12 protein-coding genes and 1 tRNA gene are annotated in these 20,298 nt (G+C 36.9%); 11 read left to right on the top strand and 2 right to left on the bottom strand.

Annotation, left to right across the window (positions count from 1 at the left end; translation table 11 throughout):
- The first annotated feature begins 41 nt into the window (after window positions 1-41).
- Entirely contained in the window at window positions 42-1,142 is a 1,101-nt protein-coding gene (gene ald / locus G3I01_RS06300) for an alanine dehydrogenase (protein WP_219552094.1), read from the top strand.
- On the opposite strand, the gene rimM is transcribed toward ald, so the two are convergent.
- Together rimM and G3I01_RS06310 are read right to left on the bottom strand one after the other, a co-directional pair.
- Window positions 1,139-1,666 carry a ribosome maturation factor RimM gene (rimM, locus tag G3I01_RS06305; RefSeq protein ID WP_219552095.1) on the bottom strand — a complete coding sequence of 176 codons (528 nt, stop codon included), beginning with the start codon at window positions 1,664-1,666 and terminating at the stop codon, window positions 1,139-1,141. The genes ald and rimM overlap by 4 nt on opposite strands.
- A 13-nt stretch (window positions 1,667-1,679) precedes the next feature.
- Window positions 1,680-2,276, bottom strand: coding sequence for a 30S ribosomal protein S16 (locus G3I01_RS06310; protein WP_219552096.1), 597 nt, complete (start codon window positions 2,274-2,276; stop codon window positions 1,680-1,682).
- 273 nt (window positions 2,277-2,549) lie between these two features.
- On the opposite strand from G3I01_RS06310, the gene G3I01_RS06315 reads away from it, so the two are divergent.
- The 10 genes from G3I01_RS06315 to G3I01_RS06360 all read left to right on the top strand — a co-directional run bounded on the left by G3I01_RS06315 (window position 2,550) and on the right by G3I01_RS06360 (window position 20,297).
- Window positions 2,550-2,996, top strand: coding sequence for a PA2169 family four-helix-bundle protein (locus G3I01_RS06315; protein ID WP_219552097.1), 447 nt, complete (start codon window positions 2,550-2,552; stop codon window positions 2,994-2,996).
- 290 nt (window positions 2,997-3,286) lie between these two features.
- On the top strand, window positions 3,287-7,672 hold the full coding sequence (gene dnaE / locus G3I01_RS06320; RefSeq protein ID WP_219552098.1) for a DNA polymerase III subunit alpha: 4,386 nt from the start codon (window positions 3,287-3,289) through the stop codon (window positions 7,670-7,672).
- 284 nt (window positions 7,673-7,956) lie between these two features.
- Entirely contained in the window at window positions 7,957-8,274 is a 318-nt protein-coding gene (gene trxA / locus G3I01_RS06325; RefSeq protein WP_108171192.1) for a thioredoxin, read from the top strand.
- 81 nt (window positions 8,275-8,355) lie between these two features.
- A complete protein-coding gene (locus G3I01_RS06330; RefSeq protein ID WP_219552100.1) occupies window positions 8,356-9,285 on the top strand; it encodes a DUF58 domain-containing protein in 930 nt (309 codons plus the stop codon).
- Between the two features lie 86 nt (window positions 9,286-9,371).
- Window positions 9,372-9,445 (top strand) — tRNA-Asp (locus G3I01_RS06335).
- Between the two features lie 252 nt (window positions 9,446-9,697).
- A complete protein-coding gene (locus G3I01_RS06340; RefSeq protein WP_219552101.1) occupies window positions 9,698-10,927 on the top strand; it encodes a site-specific integrase in 1,230 nt (409 codons plus the stop codon).
- A gap of 393 nt (window positions 10,928-11,320) precedes the next feature.
- Window positions 11,321-13,420, top strand: coding sequence for an N-6 DNA methylase (locus G3I01_RS06345; RefSeq protein ID WP_219552102.1), 2,100 nt, complete (start codon window positions 11,321-11,323; stop codon window positions 13,418-13,420).
- Window positions 13,420-14,742: a restriction endonuclease subunit S gene (locus G3I01_RS06350; RefSeq protein ID WP_219552103.1), complete on the top strand. Its 1,323-nt coding sequence runs from the start codon at window positions 13,420-13,422 to the stop codon at window positions 14,740-14,742. The genes G3I01_RS06345 and G3I01_RS06350 overlap by 1 nt, the downstream gene beginning before the upstream one ends.
- A gap of 2 nt (window positions 14,743-14,744) precedes the next feature.
- Complete coding sequence (locus G3I01_RS06355) at window positions 14,745-17,006, top strand: restriction endonuclease subunit S (protein WP_219552104.1); 2,262 nt, start codon at window positions 14,745-14,747, stop codon at window positions 17,004-17,006.
- A 3-nt stretch (window positions 17,007-17,009) separates the two neighbouring features.
- Window positions 17,010-20,297 (top strand): DEAD/DEAH box helicase family protein, encoded by a 3,288-nt coding sequence (locus G3I01_RS06360; protein ID WP_219552106.1) that lies wholly within the window; start codon window positions 17,010-17,012, stop codon window positions 20,295-20,297.
- Window position 20,298 lies beyond the last annotated feature (1 nt).

Genomic DNA, 20,298 nt, shown 5'->3' on the forward strand with positions numbered 1-20,298 from the left:
TTTATTTTCTTTACTATTTTTCGGAATCTAAAACTTCTACTATGAAAATTGGGATTCCAAAAGAGATCAAAAACAATGAAAACAGGGTGGGGATGACTCCCGCCGGAGTACTTGAACTTTCTAAATTAGGTCATGAGGTTCTGGTTCAATCTACCGCTGGCGATTGCAGTGGTTTTGATGATAAAGATTATCACGCTGCAGGTGCAACCATTTTGCCGTCTATAGACCGGGTTTATCAGCAAAGTGATATGATCGTAAAGGTGAAAGAGCCTATTGAACAGGAGTATGATCTCATTAAAGAAGATCAGATCGTTTTTACCTATTTTCACTTCGCTTCCAACCAAAATCTTACTGAAGCAATGATAAATAGTAAGTCTATTTGCATTGCTTATGAAACTGTAGAAGATGATGACGGTACCCTGCCTTTATTGACGCCTATGAGTGAAGTCGCGGGGAGAATGGCTATACAGCAGGGAGCTAAATATCTGGAAAAGCCCGTTAAAGGTAAAGGTCTTTTATTAGGTGGAGTTCCTGGAGTACCTCCCGGTAAAGTACTTGTATTGGGTGCAGGTACAGTCGGGATCCAGGCAGCTAAAATGGCTGCAGGTCTTGGAGCTCAGGTGACCGTTCTCGATGTGAACATGAACAAATTACGTCACGTGAACGATATCATGCCCAGTCATGTGGTAACTGAATTTTCTAATGAATATAATATAAGAAAGCATCTTCAAACCACAGATCTTGTGGTGGGAGGAATACTCATAACCGGTGCAAAAGCTCCAAAGCTTATTACTCGCGATATGCTTAAATTGATGCAGCCCGGGGCGGTGATCGTGGATGTTGCTGTAGATCAGGGTGGTTGTGTAGAAACTACGAGGCCTACTACGCACGAAGATCCGGCTTACATTATAGATGACGTGGTACATTATTGTGTGGCCAATATGCCGGGAGCAGTGCCTTATACTTCAACCCTGGCTCTCACTAATGTGACTTTGCCTTATGTGTTGAAGCTGGCGGAAAATGGCTGGGAAAAGGCTTGTGAAAATGACAGGTCTCTTGCCAAAGGTTTGAATATTATTAACGGGAAAGTGGTCTTTGAGCCAATTCTGGAGGCTTTCGACTGGAATAAATCCTTTGCCTAACCTAAATACAGATCTACGAGGCCTTCGGGGGTAATTACTCTTACGGTTCTATTTTTCTTATCCACCTTTTCTATGAATTCATCATTCATGGGGATAAGGATCTGTTTGCCGTCTTTTTCAATTTCGAATAATGCCTGTGAGGTGGTATCGTTGATGGAAACGATCTTGCCGATATTTCCGTGTTCGGCATCAACCACGTCGAAACCAATAATTTCGTGGAAGTAGAATTTGTCTTCTGGTAATTCCGGAAGCATGCTAAGTGGGAGATAGACTTGAGTGCCTATCATATCTTCGGCATCATCCTCGGTGTCTAAATCTTCAAATTTCACCCTGAGCAGGGTGCTTTTGTGCAGGTAGGAGCGTTCAATAAAAAATGGAACCAGATTATCGTTGTATTCAACGAGAACTGATTCCATTTCTGTGTAAGTTTCAGGCTCATCGGTGTCAAGTTTTATGAGCACCTCGCCTTTAAAGCTAAATTTTGCAACGATTTTTCCCAGGTAGAAGCATTCTTCCTTTGTCATTGCAGTTTGCTGTTTAAGCGTCTTTTTTGTCTTCAGTTTTAGCTTCTTCTGCAGTTGCAGCTTCCACTTCTTCTTCAGCTTTTTCAACGGTAGCTTCATCTGTAGCCTCTGCAGTTGCAGCAGCTTCAGCTTCAGCAGCAGCTTTTGCCTCAGCCTCTTCAGCTTCTTTGAATTCAGCTTCACGCTTAGCGTTAGCTTCTTTCTCAGCCTCTAGTGCTTTAGCTTTTTCAGCTTCCTGAGCTTTGCTCAAAGATTCTTTTTTAGCTCCGATCTTTCCTTCTTTTTCTTCTAACCATGCTTTGAATTTCTCCTCAGCCTGCTCTTCAGTTAAAGCTCCTTTTTTCACACCTACTGCTAAGTGTTTCTTAAGTAAAGCTCCTTTGTAAGAAAGGATAGCACGAGCGGTATCTGTTGGTTGAGCACCATTTTCTAACCACTTAACAGCTCCGTCTACATCTAATTCGATAGTAGCAGGATTCGTGTTAGGGTTATAGATTCCCAATTTATCCAAAAATTTACCGTCTCTTTTTGCGCGGGTATCCGCAGCAACAATCCAGAAAAAAGGTTTTCCTTTTTTACCGTGTCTTTGTAATCTTATTTTTACTGGCATAAAAATTAAATTTTGGGGTTCTCGACCCCGGTTATTAATAAGTGCGCAAAGATACTACATTTTTCTAATTTTCAAGTCTTTCTGATTAGATTTTATAAATCCTCCATAAAACGGGAATGGCTCTTCGATTTTTTGAATTTAGGAAGAATTTTAGTTAAAAAATAGCCTTGCTGTTAAAAGAGGTTAATTAGTGCTAAACCCTGTTAAAGAGGTTGTTGGGGAGGTTCTCTGACCTTATCTTTACTCGAAAGAAAAACAGAAAAAATTAAAGCTATGAGTTATTCAAGTGAAGTTTCTAAGAAACTAAATGAATTGTTAGAGAAGAATTATGATGCTGAAAAAGGATACAAATTGGCAGCTGAAAAAGTTAAAGATGAGCGTTTGAAGAATTTCTTTTCAGAACGTGCACAGGAAAGATATGATTTTGGACATGAATTGAAGTCTGAGATCAGAAATTTCGGTGAGAATCCAGATAAAGGAACTAGCATTAAAGGTGATGTACACAGATCCTGGATGAACCTGAAGACAAGTCTTTCTAATGATAAGGATGAGGCAGTTCTGGAAGAAGCTGTTAGAGGAGAAAAAGCTGCCGTTGAAGAATATGAAGCCATTCTTAAAGAGTCTGATATTCCTGCATCTACAGGTAATATCTTAATGAAGCAAAAAAATGCGATCGTAGCATCGCTTAATGAAGTAAAGACACTGGAGAAACAGGCTTAGTAATGCTACTATTTAAAGTCTTTCGGGAAAATCACCCCAATGACACGATACTGAAGGATTGTAAACCCAAAGATGCGAGCAATGTTTGATTGAAGTAGTAGTAGTTTTTAGTGTTCGTATCAGGCCTCACAAATCAACTGAATTTTCGGTTTTTTGTGAGGCTTTTTTTATGGTTGATAATTCCTGAAAACTTAGTTTTTATTTCAGGGATAAAGTTCCTTATTTTAGCCCGGATGGTTTAATTTTGCGAACCACTAATTATTCTTCATAAAGGCATAAAATACTAAGGAATGTACCTCATTTTTGATACCGAAACCACCGGTCTTCCCAAGCGCTGGGATGCCCCTTTAACCGATTCAGACAACTGGCCTCGATGTATACAGATTGCCTGGCAGTTGCATGATGAGATGGGGAACCTGATCGAAAATCAGGATTACCTTGTTCAACCCGAAGGTTTCGATATTCCTTATGATTCTGAGCGTATTCATGGTATTTCCACTGATCTCGCAAAAGAACAGGGGATTCCACTGGATGAAGTTCTTGAAAAATTTAATGAGGCCTTAAAAAGATCTAAGTTCGTAGTAGGACAGAATGTTGGATTCGACCTAAATATCATGGGGGCCGAATTCATAAGAAGGGATTTTGAAAACTCTCTACAGGAAATGCCTGTTCTGGATACCTGTACCGAAAAAACGGCCGAGCTTTGTAAGATTCCCGGGGGAAGGGGAGGAAAGTTCAAGCTGCCTACACTTACTGAATTACACGAATTTCTATTTGACGAGGCTTTCGCGGAAGCGCACAATGCAACTGCCGATGTGGAAGCAACCACGCGTTGTTTTCTGGAGTTAATCCGTCAGAGAATATATACTGTGGAGGAGCTTGATGTTCCTTCAGATTATTTTGAAAACTTTTCCGAAGAGAATCCGCAAAGGATAGAATTGATAGGACTGAAGCATATTAATCTTAAAAAGGCTTCAGATAAGATAAGAAAGAGGCTGGAAAAACAACAGCCTACAGACGATATTTCTCATGAAGAGATCCAGGAAAACCTGGAGATGCTGGATGAGGTTCCTTTCGCTCACCTGCATAATCACTCTCAGTTTTCGGTATTGCAATCTACCATCAGTATTCCAGATCTTGTTGCTGCTGCGGCAGAAGAAGATATGAATGCGGTGGCACTGACCGATCATGCGAATATGATGGGTGCCTTTCACTTTGTAAAGGAAGTGGGAACCTATAATAAGAGTGTAAAGGAGCATAATGCAACTGCCGAGGAAAATGGAGAAGACCTGAAGAAACCTTTAAAGGCAATTGTGGGTTGTGAATTCTTTGTTTGTGAGAACCATGCCGATAAAAGCCGGAAAGATAATGGTTACCAGGTGGTGATGCTGGCCAAGAATAAGAAAGGATATCATAACCTTGCAAAAATGTCTTCTAAAGCTTATACCGATGGGTTCTATTATGTGCCTCGTATAGATAAGGAGGTCATTAAACAATATAAGGAGGATGTGATCGTCCTTACCGGTAACCTCTACGGTGAGGTGCCTAGTAAGATCCTTAATGTTGGTGAAAAGCAAGCTGAAGAAGCCTTGCTGTGGTGGAAAGAAGAATTTGGCGAAGATTTGTATATCGAGATCATGCGCCACGATCAGGAAGATGAAAACAGGGTGAATCCTGTTCTGGTTGAGTTTTCGAAAAAACACGATATAAAATTAATAGCGACCAATAATACCTATTACTGGAAACAGGAAGATGCCAATGCGCACGATATTTTACTTTGTGTAAAAGACGGTGAAAAGCAGGCAACACCAATTGGACGTGGAAGAGGCTATCGCTACGGACTTCCGAATGAAGAATACTACTTCAAGTCGTCCAGTGAAATGAAGAAACTCTTCAAAGATCTACCGGATGCCATTAGTAATATCCAGGAGATCGTTGATAAAATAGAACCTTTTGAACTTGCCAGGGATGTGTTGCTTCCTGCTTTTGAAATTCCAGAGGAATTCCGGAGTGAAGAAGATCTTGTTGATGGAGGAAAAAGAGGTGAAAATGCATTTTTAAAGCATATCACTTTTGAAGGAGCGAAGAAACGTTATCCCGAGATCACTCCGGATATTGAGGAGAGATTGAACTTCGAATTATCGGTTATTGAGAATACTGGTTATCCCGGGTATTTCCTTATTGTGGAAGATTTTATTCGCGCCGCAAGGGAAATGGGAGTTTCGGTAGGTCCGGGTCGTGGTTCTGCTGCAGGATCTGTGGTAGCATATTGCCTCTGGATCACCAATATTGATCCTATTAAATATGATCTGCTTTTTGAGAGATTCCTGAATCCGGATCGTGTAAGCATGCCCGATATTGATATCGACTTTGATGATGAGGGTCGAAGCCGGGTAATGGATTATGTGATCAAGAAATACGGGGCTAACCAGGTAGCACAGATCATCACCTACGGTACCATGGCGGCGAAGTCATCTATTCGTGATACTGCAAGGGTTCTGGATCTTCCACTTATGGAAGCTGACAGGATCGCGAAGTTGATCCCGAATACCAAGCTTGGAAAACTTTTCGCCATGGATGACAAGACGATCAAGTCTAAATTCCGTGGAGATGAAATTGAAAAAATAAACGAACTCTTTAATATTGCTGAGGGCGATGACCTGGAAGCCGAAACGGTTAACCAGGCACGAATTCTTGAAGGTTCAGTTAGAAATACAGGTATTCACGCTTGCGGAGTTATCATTACTCCCGGTGATATTACCAATTATGTACCGGTATCGGTAGCTAAGGATTCAGATCTTTATGTGACTCAGTTCGATAACTCGGTCGTGGAAAGTGCAGGTCTGCTAAAAATGGACTTCCTGGGTCTTAAAACACTGACCTTAATTAAGGACACTGTAAAAATCGTAAAGGGAAGACATGATATAGACCTTGATCCGGATAATTTCCCGTTGGATGATGAAGAGACCTATAAGTTGTTCCAGAGAGGTGAAACGATCGGGATCTTCCAGTATGAATCTCCCGGGATGCAAAAGCACATGCAGGCATTAAAACCTACGGTTTTTGATGACCTTATCGCCATGAACGCCTTGTATCGCCCGGGGCCAATGGAATATATTCCAAGTTTTATTGCCCGTAAGCATGGTGATGAAGAAATTGCCTATGACCTTCCGGAAATGGAAGAATACCTGGAAGAAACCTACGGTATTACGGTTTACCAGGAGCAGGTGATGCTTCTGTCACAAAAGCTGGCAGGTTTCACTAAGGGTGAAGCCGATATGCTTCGTAAAGCTATGGGTAAAAAGATCGCCTCTTTACTTGCAGAATTAAAGCCGAAATTTATTGGCGGGGGAGAAGAGAAAGGACATCCAACCGAAGTCCTGGAGAAAATCTGGAAAGACTGGGAAGCGTTTGCATCCTATGCCTTTAATAAGTCTCACTCTACCTGTTACGCCTGGATCGCCTACCAAACAGCCTATTTAAAAGCGCATTACCCTGCGGAATATATGGCGGCGGTACTTTCTAATAACATGAATGATATTAAGCAGGTTACTTTCTTTATGGAAGAATGTAAGCGTATGAAGCTGAATGTTCTTGGGCCAGATGTAAATGAATCTTACTATAAATTCTCGGTAAATAAAGATAACGCGGTTCGATTTGGAATGGGAGCGATCAAAGGTGTTGGAGCCGGAGCTGTAGCTACCATAGTAGAAAATAGAAAAACAAAAGAAGGACCATATCGATCTATATTTGATATGGCCAAAAGAATAGACCTTCGAGCAGCCAATAAAAAGGCTTTTGAAAACCTTGCGTTGGCAGGTGGTTTCGACGGATTTGGGACCACTCACCGCGCACAGTATTTCCATGATGACGGGAACGGAATGAGTTTCCTTGAAAAGGTAGTAAAATATGCGCAGAAGTTCCAGGAGAGTCAGAATTCTTCACAGGTTAGCCTCTTTGGAGAAGCCAGTGATGTGCAGATACCCGAACCTGAAGTTCCCGGATGTGAGGAGTGGGGAACTATGGAAAAATTACGTCGTGAAAAAGAGGTGGTTGGGATCTATATTTCAGGTCACCCTCTGGATGATTTTAAGATAGAAATGAATTATTTCTGTAATGGGAAATTATCAGATTGCAGAAACCTCGAGTCTATCGTGAACAGAGAACTTACCATGGGATGCGTGGTGGTAGATGTGCAGCATCGTGTTTCCAAGAATGGTAAAGGCTGGGCGATATTTACTGTAGAGGATTACGATGAATCTTATGAGTTCAAGATCTTTGGAGAGGAGTACTTGAGAATGAAACATTTCTTTGTTCCGAATAATTTCATACACCTGAAAATCTTTGTGAAAGAAGGATGGACTAATAAGGATACCGGCAAAAAAGGAGAGCCTAGAATACAGTTCAGGGAGATTGGTCTTTTACACGATGTGATGGACAAAAATGCCAAGAAACTCACCATTCAGTTGAATATCGATGATCTTAAGAATGAAAAGATTGAGTGGCTGAAGGATACTTTTATGTCTCATAAAGGAGATTGTCATTTGAACTTCGTGGTCTATGAAATGAAAGAGCAGGTGAAACTGCGAATGCCGAGTAGAAAACATAAGATCAAAATTTCTCAGGAGTTGATCGAAGCTTTGGAAGCCGAGCAGTTTATGTATAAGTTGAACTAAGCCACTTATTAAATCGTCAAGCTGAACTTGTTTCAGCTTCTCTTTGTGAGATCCTGAAACAAGTTCAGGATAACGGGTAAATAGAGGACCTGGGCCAGGGATTGAGGCGAGCTACCGTGTAGCGCCGAAAGCCCGGTCACCCGGAGCTGAAGCGCAGGGTGGGGACCTCAAATAAAACTAACCAATATGCTCATAGTCAAATGCAATATTGGTAGTGTAAGGAATATTTATTTTATTGACTACTTTTACGAATCAAATTAGAAACATTAAAAAAATAACATATTATGGCTGTTGAAATAACTGACGCGAATTTTGAAGAACAGGTGCTTAAAAGTGATAAGCCTGTAATGGTAGATTTTTGGGCTGCATGGTGTGGACCTTGTAGAATGGTAGGACCGATCATCGATGAAATTAGTACTGAGTATGACGGGAAAGCTGTTGTAGGTAAACTAGACGTTGATGCGAACCAGGAATTTGCTGCAAAATACGGCGTTAGAAACATTCCTACAGTGCTTATTTTCCAAAATGGAGAAGTTGTAGGACGTCAGGTTGGAGTAGCTCCAAAACAAACTTATGCAGATGCAATTGATCAGTTATTGTAAGAACTGATTTTAAATAATATTGAGCCTCGCTTTTAGCGGGGCTTTTTTTATTCATAAAGTATCGGTAATTTCATACGAACTATGAATATTGAAAAAGAACTTCACGAAACCGGCGGATTTTTGAACCTCGACCTCCTGGCAAAACAGGTGGTGGAAGGTTATATTTCAGGAATTCATAAGAGTCCGTTTCACGGTTTTTCTGCAGAATTCGCCGAACATAAGATCTACAACAATGGAGAAAGCACGCGGCATATCGACTGGAAGCTTTTTGCCAAGACCGATAAACTGTATACCCGAAGGTATGAGGAGGAAACCAATTTAAGGTGTCATTTGATCTTGGACAACTCAGCTTCCATGCATTATCCCGCCATGAAGGATCAAAATTTAGGTTCTTTGAACAAGATAGGTTTTTCAGTTCTTGCCTCGGCCTGTCTAATGGAGATCTTAAAGCGACAGAGAGATGCGGTGGGGGTAAGCATATATAGTGATGAATTTGAGTTTTACGCTCCAGAGAAGTCCAGTGAACGGCATCATCATATGCTCTTGCATAAATTGAACGAGATTTTAACCAGTTCTGCCAAAAGAAAGAATACAGATACCTATACTTATCTGCATCAGATCGCCGAAAAACTAAAACGACGCTCCCTTATATTTCTTTTTACAGATATGTTCCAGGCCGATGCAGATGAAGGAAAATTGTTCGAGGCTTTGAGGCATTTGAAATATAACCGGCATGAGGTTATTCTTTTTCATGTGATGGATGAGAAAAGGGAACTTGATTTTAATTTTGAGAACACTCCACGGAGATTCACAGATGTTGAAACCGGAGCTGAGGTGAATCTATATTCAGAAAATATAAAAGAAAACTATAAAAAAGCTGTTGAAGATTACCTGGCAGATCTCAAGATGCAGTGTGCAAAGTACCGGATTAAATATGTGGAGGCTGATATCAATAAAAATTTTGATAAAATAATGACCGCTTATTTACTTGAAAAACAAAAGTTTGGATAGAGGCTCAAAAATTAGTTTGAAAAATTTTAAAAAAAGGTTTGGTGAATCTAAAAAGGGGCGTATATTTGCCCTCGCAATAAAGCAACGGTCTGGTAGTTCAGTTGGTTAGAATACCTGCCTGTCACGCAGGGGGTCGCGAGTTCGAGTCTCGTCCAGACCGCTTTTAACAAAGCAAAACAATACTAAAAGCCTCTAAATCAATGATTTAGGGGTTTTTTCTTTTTATTTGATGTCATTTGAAGGCAAATAAATGCAACTAATTGGTGCTCAATTCGGTGCCTCTTTTTATTGGTGAAAAATGCTCACCAGAATAATCGTAAAATACTGTTAATAAAAGGTTTGCGGATTTTTTTTAACATTTTCAGTACACCTCTTTTTGTACCTTTCTGGTGAGCATTTTAAAACTGTCACCATGTCAAAACCATTTTCAATTCTCTTTTATCCAAAGCATAGAGCCTCCGATACGGAAGATTCAGCTGTGCTATACACAAGACTTACCTATGTAGGTAAACGTTCGGAATTCAGCACCAGCCGGCGGATAGATCTTAAATATTGGGATTCTCGTAGCAGCAAAGCCAGAGGTAATTCTGATGAATCTAGAGCTATTAATAGATATCTTGATTCCATACGTTCCAAACTTTATGATATCCACGATAGGTTAATAAGAGATAATCAACCCATTTCAGCTAAAATTATAAAGGATATTTATTTTGGGAAAGGGGATGAGAAGGAACGGATGCTGATTGAAATTTTTCAGGAGCATAACGATGGGATGGAAAAACTAATTGGTAAAGGCTATACTAAAGGCACTATGCAACGTTATAACGCCTGTAAGAAACATATTGAGGACTATCTTTTATTTTCTTATAAGAAGAAAGATATTCCTGTTCAGGATGTCGATCATAAATTTATCACCGGCCTTGACCATTATTTAAAATCACAAAAGGACTGTGCACACAATACAGCATTGAAATACATTGTAAATTTCAAAAAGATTATTCGCATAGCTTATGCCAATCAATGGATAGACAGGGATCCATTCTTCCATTGGAAGGGAACTTGGAAATCCGCAGAACGGGAATATTTGACTGATTTAGAACTTAAGAAAATGGTGGAAGCAAAATTTGATTTGCCGCGTTTGGATTTGGTAAGGGATATCTTTTTGTTTTGTTGTTATACCGGATTAGCTTTTGCTGATGTAAAAAAGCTTTCAGAAGATGATATGGTCCTAGGTATGAATGGTAAGAAATGGATCAAAACTAAACGCCAAAAAACAAAATCATTAAGTAGTATTCCTCTGCTAGAAGTTCCGGAGTCCATAATTGAAAAGTATAAAGATCATCCTCAAGTGAAAGCTAAGAATATAATCCTTCCGGTTCTTACCAACCAAAAATCTAATGCCTATTTAAAGGAAATAGCTGACTTGTGCGGAATTAAAAAGAATTTAACTACCCATTTAGCCCGCCATACATTTGCAACCACGGTAACGCTTTCAAAGGGAGTTCCAATTGAGTCGGTCGGGAAGATGCTCGGTCACAGATCTCTTAAAACCACTCAGATCTATGCAAAGGTATTAGATGAGAAAGTGGGTAGGGATATGGAGGTTTTAGAAAAGCAACTTAAGAAAGTAAAGAAAATTTAAATATCGGCCGTCTAAATTCGCTCAAAAATGATTATTTTTTAAATGCTGTTGATAGAAAACATATTAAACTTTTCAGCAAATTTCAGCGAAAGGTTTTCACTTTAAATATCAAAACTTTCTTGGTTCTTTAAAAACGCCCATTATATAAATACTTATCATAACTATGAATTGCTTAAAATAGAAGAATTAGTATTTTTTCTTCAAAGGCCCCTAGCGTAAATTCCCATATCACATGCATTAGGGTATTTTAAAGATTCACCTTTATTATTTCATTAACATTTTCTTTTTACTAAATTGTCCCAAATAAGACAGTACCCTACACCTGTGTATAATTGCATTATAACCAACTTCTTAAGTTATTATAGTGCTTAGAATTTTCAGCCAAATTTATATATGAACAAAAATATTCTGCAATACGAATCTAAAGTTTGGTCTACCGCCGACCTTTTGATTGCTTCTGGAATTAAACAATCCGATTTTCCTAAATATATGATGCCTTATTTTGCTCTCATTATGCTGGAGAGTAGATTAAAGAGGCATTACAATGACTTACTCCAGGATTTCGGAGTTGAATCTTTTAAAGACCTCGATAATCAAGAGGACTTTATAGAAGAGTTCAAGGATTACAATATTGGATATAACGATCTTGTAATCAGGAAACAGAAAACTTTAGCTGAAATTTGCAGAAACGATACTACCTTTGATAATGATTTCAGTGCTTACTTGAATGCCTTTGATGCTGAAACCAGAGAATTATTGGGAGTTGACAGGGCTAATACAGAGGAGAAATATCTTGATATTTCTGGTATTAGCGGGCAATTAAGAAAGAAAGATGTATTATTTGATTCTGTTAAAAAATGGAGTGAGATAGATTTGACTCCATTTAATAACTCTGAAATTACCACTCTTGAAGAGCACATAAAAAGGAAATGGGCGGATATTTCTGCAGAAACGGCCGGAGAGCAGTATACCCCTGATGATATTATTTCTCTTATTTCCGAAATTATCCTTTCTAAAACCGAAGACAATGACCAGTTCCTAACCATCTATGACCCGACCTGTGGGGGAGGAAACCTGTTATTTGGTGTTGAGGATAAGATTAAAGAAAAATATAACAGGCCTACTAAAACTTACGGGGAGGATTGGAGCGATAGTTTATATGCATTGGCGAAAATTGAGAGTCGCTTTCGTACAGATTCTGAAATTAAATATGGGAACACATTAACTAACAGAACCTTTAGTGAGAAAGAATTCTCTCTAGTAGTAGCCAATCCTCCTTATGGAGTGGATTGGAAAGGTTACCAAAAAGATATAAGGAACGACCAGACAGGGCGCTTTTACGATTTACCTTCCATTAGCGACGGGCAGTTCTTATTTACACAACATATAATTTCCCAGTTAGCTGGAGATGGATTATCTATTGTAGTTCATAATGGTTCCACCTTATTTAGTGGGGATGCCGGAAGTGGTGAAAGCAATATTCGAAAATACTTTTTTGATGAGGATATTGTAGAGGCTATTATCCAGTTACCAACAGATGAATTCTTCAATACCGGCATATATACTTATCTCTGGATCTTTAATAAAAATAAAGCTAAAGACAGAGAGGATAAAGTGATTCTAATAAACGCCAGTGAATTCTATGAACCATTAAAAAAGAGCAAAGGAAAAAAGCGAAAAGAAATGACTCCTTCTAAGCGGGACATTATTGTAAATGCTCTTTCAGAATTCAAGGATACAGATTACGCCAGGGTTTTTGACAAATGGCATTTTTATTATAACAAACAAGCAATAATGCTTACCAATGTAGATAATGAAGGTAAGGCCGTAGAGATGCCAGATATTGTACAAAGAAATGGGGAGATCAACGAGGCAACTTCTATTAAATTAAAAGTGAAGTCTGTTTTTCATATGGACACCTTGAATAAGGAGAATATGAAAAAACTTACTGAAACAAATATTACCGAATATCCTGCTGAGTATAAAAACCTAAAGGAGTATTACGATGAATACTTTAAATCTTTCATTAAAGAATTTGACTATAGGGATCCCTCTTTTAGCCTCCATACGAAGGACGGCTTTTGCTATACTTTTGATGATGGTAAGGAGAGCCTGGTAAAAATTGGGAAGAACCAGGAGAAGACTTTTCTGGGTAATGGGAAGATAGATATTAAGGCCAGTTACAAAAAGATAACCAAATCTAAGCCTGAGCATATATTGGTGACGGCAGAGATCAAAAAAGACCTGGGGAAAGATTATGAGGTCATTCCTTATTCCCCCGATGAAAAAGAAAACCGGAAGAATATTGCCGTGTTTATGGCAAAATATATCACCAAACCTTTTGAGTATTTAGACAATACAATTGGCGTGGAAATCAATTTCAATAAAGTGTTCTATAAACCTAAAAAACTAAGACCTGTATCAAAAATTTTAGAAGATCTGGAAAAACTGGAAGGTGATTTATCTACTTTGGAAAACCAATTAGCTTTATAATGAATAAGTTGAAAATTGATAAAAACATAGAGGGTAGCTGGCTGAGGAATGTTCCTGAAGGCTGGAGAATAGAAAGGTTAAAGGACTTAGGACCATTACAAAACGGAGTAAGTAAAGGGAAAGAATATTTTGGGTCAGGTAATCCTTTCGTTAGTTACGGGAATGTATATAATGATTCAATAGAATTAAATAGAATTAAAAAATTAGCAAATTCAAATAAAGGGGAACAAAAGCAATATTCCGTTGTAGAAGGTGATATATTCTTTACAAGAACTTCTGAGACCATCGATGAAATAGGTATTTCGGCAACCGCAATGGAGACAATCCCAAAAGCAACTTTTTCTGGATTTGTTATTCGCCTTCGCCCTAAGAAATTCAAAATTGAAAAAGGATTTTCAAAATACTATTTTCAATCAGTTTTAAACCGGCAATTATTAAGTAAAGAAATAAATTTAGTTACCAGAGCTTCCCTAAGTCAGGGAATATTGAATAGTACTCCTGTACTCTTACCACCCAAAGAGGTTCAACAAAAAATTGCTCGATACCTTAACATTAGAACTCAGGCAATTGATAAAAAAATCAAACTCCTTCAAGAGAAAATAGCCATTTATAAAGAGTATAGAAATTCACTCATCAATGAAACCGTTACCAAGGGTTTAAACAAAAAAGTCAGTTTAAAGGATAGCGGGATTGAATGGATAGGTGAAATTCCAATGCACTGGAAAGTTTCCCGTATTAAAGATAATTGTAATAGTATAACGGGGAATAGTATTTCTGATAAGAGCCAATATGAAAATGTAGAGGATTCGATCTCATACATTGCCACAAAAGATATAAATATTGAAAATAACTCTATTCATTATGACAATGGAATTTACATTCCTAAAAAGGATAAAAATTTCAAGATTTCAAAAAGGAATTCAACTTTATTGTGCTTAGAAGGTGCTAACGCCGGGAAAAAAGTTGCTTTTTCAAACCGCAATATTGCATTTGTCAATAAGCTAGCATCCATTAAAAGTTCTAGTAAAGATTTAGATGATAAATATCTTTTCTACGTAATACAGTCAGGTTTATTCAAAAATCAATTTTTTGCTGAAATGAGCGGTTTAATTGGTGGGGTATCACTCGGTATCATTAGATATTTTAATATAATAATTCCTCCAAAAAAAGATCAAATTGAAATCGTTGAATTCCTTGATTTAAATACAGAGACTATCAATAAAATTGTTGGCAATATTAAAAAACAGATCAAGACCTTAAAAGAACTGCGCAAAACCCTGATTAATGATGTGGTAACGGGTAAAATAAAAGTAACCGGTTAAATATGGAAATTAAAGAGCTAAAATCAATTATAGAACAGAATAGAGGAAAAACAAGATCCTATAGATTCTTAGATAATACCTCTTTAAAAATTTTAGCCCAATTAATTTCAGACCCAGAAAAGGCAAAATCTATAACTGAATCGGGTTTATTAAAACTGGATAATTTGCCTTTTTCAGAAACCTATATAACAGACTTTCTTAAAGAACTTATTTCTGATTATCAAATCCATAAGGTCCTGGATCCCTGGGCAAATGTAGGTCAGTTCTTAAAAATCATTGATTTACCTCCCGAAAGCAAGAAAGGATATGTCATTAGTAATGAATTACTCCATCTAAATGAAGCCATAGGTACAAAGGCTAATATAATCTACGGTGACCCACAGGATTTAATAGAAAAAGAAAGTGAAATTTTCGACCTGATAATATCTAATCTGCCAATAGGCCTTTCCACGAGCCATAAAAAATTTGGCTTAGCCAGAAATGATCTTAGCTTTCAGCTAATTCTCCAAAGCTTGAGTAGGCTAAATGAGGATGGGATATTAATTTCAAGTGTAGGTGGAACTATTTTTAGTTCAAGTAATGGAAAGAACTTTATAGATAAAGTTAATGAGTTAGGATACAGGGTAAAAGCAATTTTTGAAACTCCGTCTAGTGCCTTAAACAATCTCTCCAGAGTTTCTTTCTTTCTGGTAGTAATTGAAAAAGGTGAGCAGAATGAGGTTTTTATATCTGAAATATTAGATGATTCAGAGCAACAAACTGAAACTCTGAAAAATTTCAGATCTCATAAAAGCGACAGGAACCTGTCATATGGCACCTGGAAGCAGCCTTCTGAAATAAATTCTCTTTCCAAGTTAAAACTGTACAAGGAGGTAGATATTCTTATAAAGCGTACAGGAATAGCCCCAAGTTCTTTATCGAATTTGGGTGAATTTGTAAAGACGCAGGATATTTCACCAGAAGATATCGTGGTGAAGATTCCTACTTTTTTATCTGCTAAAGTGCGATTGGTAGATACTGACCAAGAATTAAAAGAAAACGCTTATCATTTTTTAAAACTTGATATTAATAAAGCTAATCCATTATATCTAGTTAATTTTCTTAATAGTGAACTTGGTAAAAAGATTTTATCTAAGTATGCCTCCGGTGTAGCCATTCCCTCAATTAACAAATCAGTTTTAAATAATATAGAAATACCCATTCCAGAATTTAAAGTACAAAATGAAGCAGTTTCCCTGGATAAAAAAATCCAAGACCTACAGGATTATCTCTCTTCTCAAACAAACTTATTGTGGAAAAATCCTAAATCCTTACTGGAAGTTCAGAATAACCTGGATAAGAAAATTAAAAAATCAGATAATATCGAATGGTTGGAGGAACTTCCCTTTCCGCTGGCTTCCATTTATTGGGGATATCTTTCCGAAACTGATACATCCAAAAAGGTAGAATATTTATTATTGTTTTTTGAAGGGTTCTGTGAATTCCTGGATACTCTTATAATAAGTGCTATAAGCTCTGATAAATCTTTCTACCAGAATACTGCGAAAGAATGGCTAACCAACGAAAAAGAAAAACTATGGCACGAAAGAGCTACGTTTGGGAACTGGCAACAGCTTTATGCGGTATTGAGAAAAAATATTAGGAAATTACTTGATAGTAATCAAAAAGGAGATAAAGAGGTAATTGAGAATCTATTCGCTAATGCAAATTCTGATTTTTTTGAATTAATCACTTCAAAAGATTTAAATAGAATATTTGATCAGGTTGTTACTATTAGGAATAGCTATAAGGGACACGGAGGGATAACATCTGAAGCAAGAAATAAAGAGGTGCTTATCCAGTTAGAGAAGAAATTCGATTCAATAAAAGATCTTATTATCAGAGCCTTTAGAAATGTTAATTTGTTTACGGTAGTTCCTAAAACAATGGATTGGGATGAGGAAGAAAACTTATTCGAAACTACCTGTAAAATTCTGAAAGGCACACGATCAAAATTTAAACAAGAAGAAATAAGAACTTCGCGGAAACTGTCTTCTGGTAAGTTGTACCTGTTACCGGAAAACCAGTTCAAGCCAATCGAACTCCTTCCGTTTGTACAAATGAGGGAGGCTCCAATAACACAGCAAAATGCCTGCTACTTTTATAACAGAATAGAGGGAGATAAAGTTAGACTTGTATCTTATCACTATGATAAAGAAGAAGAGGTATTTATTGAACGTGAAAATATGGCCTCTTTTATCCAATTATTGAACCCATCAGACTAACCTATGGACGAACTACTACTTCAGGATAAATACTTAATGAACTTTCTTACCCAACGTACGGATGGGTTGAGATATAAAGAAGTCAAAGCTAATACCGTATCTCCTCAACATTTTATTATTGATGATCTTAGATATCTACTAAGTGAAACTTCACTGAACAAGAAGAATTATAAAAAGCTATTGAAGAAATTCGGGAATGATGAAGATCAACTTTTGAAAAAATTTATTGAAACTCTCAATAAACGAATTGGTGAATCAATGAATATGGCTTTGTTTTTTAATAATAATAAGTCAATTACCTTCGAAGGAGTTAAGATAAATCTGTTTTACCCCGGAGGAACTGTAACAAGTGGAGACAAATTATTTGAAGAAAATCAGTTCTCGGTAGTTCAGGAGCTGCCCTATATTTTTAAACACCAAGGTAAAAAGATCTTTACATTTCGTCCTGATATCACTTTTTTTCTTAATGGGATTTATATCGGCTATTCAGAATTAAAGAGTAATTATAATAACCAGAGTGCTCATAGAGATGGGAAAAGTAAAATTGCAAATGATTATCAAAAAGCTGTAGCGGCTTACCTTGAAATTGCAGACGGCAATGATATTTCCCAAAGTATAAGAAAGGATATGCTTAGAATTTTTGAAAAAGCAATCCATATTACTACCACAGATGTTCAGGATACTTTTGTAATAAGGACAATTTCCAATCATTTTGAAGAAATTAAAGCTAAGGTTATTGATAAGACCTATGATTTTAAGGAATACAAGAAGAATATAGCTCACCAGTTAAAGCCTTATCCCGTTCCATTTGAAAAGCAGAAAAGAACTGAACGTTTTGAAGAAGTGTTTAAAACTCTTTACAGTAAAAAAATGATAGAGAAAGAAATACTCTATTATAATTTCATTGAAAGGGAACTAGTAAAATCTAAGAACGGAAAAACGAAAGATTATAAACATAATGACGGTCGTTTAATTGCTCCAAGACCTAAACAAAAATTTGGAACAGATAAGATTATTAATAAGATTGATGAATTTTTAATTCACGAAGACGAACCGGAATATTTGATAAATAAGCTTCGTGAAGAATTAAAGGCTAAAGGCATAGGAGCTGCTCAGATTGAAGAACTTATTCATAAGCGACAGAAGTACCAGAATAACAAAAATGTCTATTCTCTCTTGTTACAATACGCAGCAGGATTTGGGAAAAGTAATATTATTGGTTGGTCTGCCTTGCAATTAAAAGACCTCAGGAAAAATGAAGAGTTTGTCTATGATAAAATTATGCTTATTGTAGACCGGGTACAGTTGCGCGATCAACTTGATACCAAAATGTACAATATGAACATAGCTAATAGTATGTTCATAGAAGCAAGTAGTAAAAAATCGTTTTTAGAAGCTTTAAAAACCGATAAACGGATTGTTGTAGTTAACCTTCAGAAATTCAATTCTATTCGGGATTTTCTGGATGATCAGGTATTAAAGCAGTTGGCAGAAATGCGAATTGCATTCCTTATTGATGAAATCCATAGATCTAATAGCGGCTTACAGCATGAAGAAATGGTTTCATTATTTGATGAACTCCAAAACAGCTTTGATTCAGATAAAGGTTATAAGTCCAATTATAAAAAGAAGAACCTAATTATTGGATTTACCGCTACCCCAAGCGATATAACCCTGGCACGGTTTGGAGAGTTTAATAAATATGCTGAAGCAGAAAAAATCTGGGTACCCTTTGATAGTTACACTATGAAGGAAGCTATCGAAGATGGATATATTTTAAATCCAATAAAGGGGATTGTTCCGGTATCAGCAAAAATGTATTTCGAAAAACCTGATGATGCAACCGAAGGTTTTGAGGAAGATTACGGCTATGGCCTACCCGATAATCCGGATGAAGGAGAAGATGGAAATGGTAAGAAATACAGGATTAGTAAAAAAAGGATTTATGAAAATGAGGAGCGAATAGAAGCCATAGCAAAATTTGTTGCTAAACGATTAGTGACTGCTGTATATCATAATATTAGAGGTACGGCAAAAGCTATGTTAGCCGCTTCATCTATTAATGCCGCTATAAAATATAAGGGATTGATTGAAAAGCATTTTGAACAGCTCACAAAGGAAAAAAAATATGAAAGGTTTGCGGATGCGCCTATTTATATTGTGTACAGTTCAGATGGTCAAAAATATGTTAGTAGTTCTAATTTAAATGGCAACCTATCTGAAGCGAAGGTTTTACAGAATTTTGCAAATGAAAAGAACGGTCTCATTATCGTGGTTGATAAATTACAAACAGGTTTTGACGAACCGAAACTTCATACTTTATTTCTGGATAAGGAGATAAGTGGTATAAATGCGATTCAAACCATTTCACGGGTTAACAGAACTACTAAGTACAAAAAGGATTGTAAGATAATTGACCTTTCTTATAAAAATGTAAATGTCAAGAATATTAAACAGGCATTTGAGCATTTCAGTAATGTTGTGGTTAGTGATTTTGATCCTTTAGGTCAGGAGGAAATGCTGAAGGAAATATTTAAGGAATTGCAGGCTCATCCTTTATTTGAAAGTAATTTCCCTGCTTTTCTTAGATATCAAAGAGGTGAGGCTGAGGTCCAAACAGTATTAGATATTGAGAATAATATTACCAATTATATATATAAACATAAAGAGGAGGCAAAAACCCTGAAATTTAGGGTAAATACCTATTTTAAAATTTTAAACCTAATCCAATTTGTCATTGAAACAGATGATAAATATTCAGAAGAAAATTTTCTTCACTTCTGGCAAAAATTCAACAATATCTATAATACCCTCCTGGGGACTACTGAGTTGATAGACGAGGTAGAAGTCTATTTTGACAATAGGATTGGAATAGTCTCTCCTAAGGAAATAGAAGAGCCTCCAAAGCGAGGAAATGGAGGTGTAAATGAGCCTTCTCCAACCTATGGAAAGCAATACAAGTTCGATATTTTAGCGGTAATCGAAAAAAGGAATGAGGAAGAGGAGGAAATTGAGGAGTTGATTCTCGATTTTGAGAATAAAATAGAGCAGTTCTTTGATTATGTAACGCTACCTGCAAACGGCAAGTATATAATTGCCAAAATGAAAGATGAACATTCCACATTTGATGATGAGGAAATTTATGATGATTTCGAAAAGATATATAAAAAGTTCATTCGTCGAAACCGTAAGTCTTTAGGAGAGTTTTTTATTAAGGAAACTAAAGATATGATCAATCAACTTTGCGATGACTTTGAGAAAAGTATAAACGGCAAATTTCAAGAAAATTAAA

It is taken from the genome of Gramella sp. MT6 (assembly GCF_019357415.1).
Taxonomy (GTDB): Bacteria; Bacteroidota; Bacteroidia; order Flavobacteriales; family Flavobacteriaceae; genus Christiangramia.

Bases quoted from the DNA above. Each gene is read 5' to 3' on its own strand.
- ald (WP_219552094.1), top strand. From the start codon at position 42: ATGAAAATTGGGATTCCAAAAGAGATCAAAAACAATGAAAACAGGGTG.
- rimM (WP_219552095.1), bottom strand. From the start codon at position 1,666: ATGACAAAGGAAGAATGCTTCTACCTGGGAAAAATCGTTGCAAAATTT.
- G3I01_RS06310 (WP_219552096.1), bottom strand. From the start codon at position 2,276: ATGCCAGTAAAAATAAGATTACAAAGACACGGTAAAAAAGGAAAACCT.
- G3I01_RS06315 (WP_219552097.1), top strand. From the start codon at position 2,550: ATGAGTTATTCAAGTGAAGTTTCTAAGAAACTAAATGAATTGTTAGAG.
- dnaE (WP_219552098.1), top strand. From the start codon at position 3,287: ATGTACCTCATTTTTGATACCGAAACCACCGGTCTTCCCAAGCGCTGG.
- trxA (WP_108171192.1), top strand. From the start codon at position 7,957: ATGGCTGTTGAAATAACTGACGCGAATTTTGAAGAACAGGTGCTTAAA.
- G3I01_RS06330 (WP_219552100.1), top strand. From the start codon at position 8,356: ATGAATATTGAAAAAGAACTTCACGAAACCGGCGGATTTTTGAACCTC.
- G3I01_RS06340 (WP_219552101.1), top strand. From the start codon at position 9,698: ATGTCAAAACCATTTTCAATTCTCTTTTATCCAAAGCATAGAGCCTCC.
- G3I01_RS06345 (WP_219552102.1), top strand. From the start codon at position 11,321: ATGAACAAAAATATTCTGCAATACGAATCTAAAGTTTGGTCTACCGCC.
- G3I01_RS06350 (WP_219552103.1), top strand. From the start codon at position 13,420: ATGAATAAGTTGAAAATTGATAAAAACATAGAGGGTAGCTGGCTGAGG.
- G3I01_RS06355 (WP_219552104.1), top strand. From the start codon at position 14,745: ATGGAAATTAAAGAGCTAAAATCAATTATAGAACAGAATAGAGGAAAA.
- G3I01_RS06360 (WP_219552106.1), top strand. From the start codon at position 17,010: ATGGACGAACTACTACTTCAGGATAAATACTTAATGAACTTTCTTACC.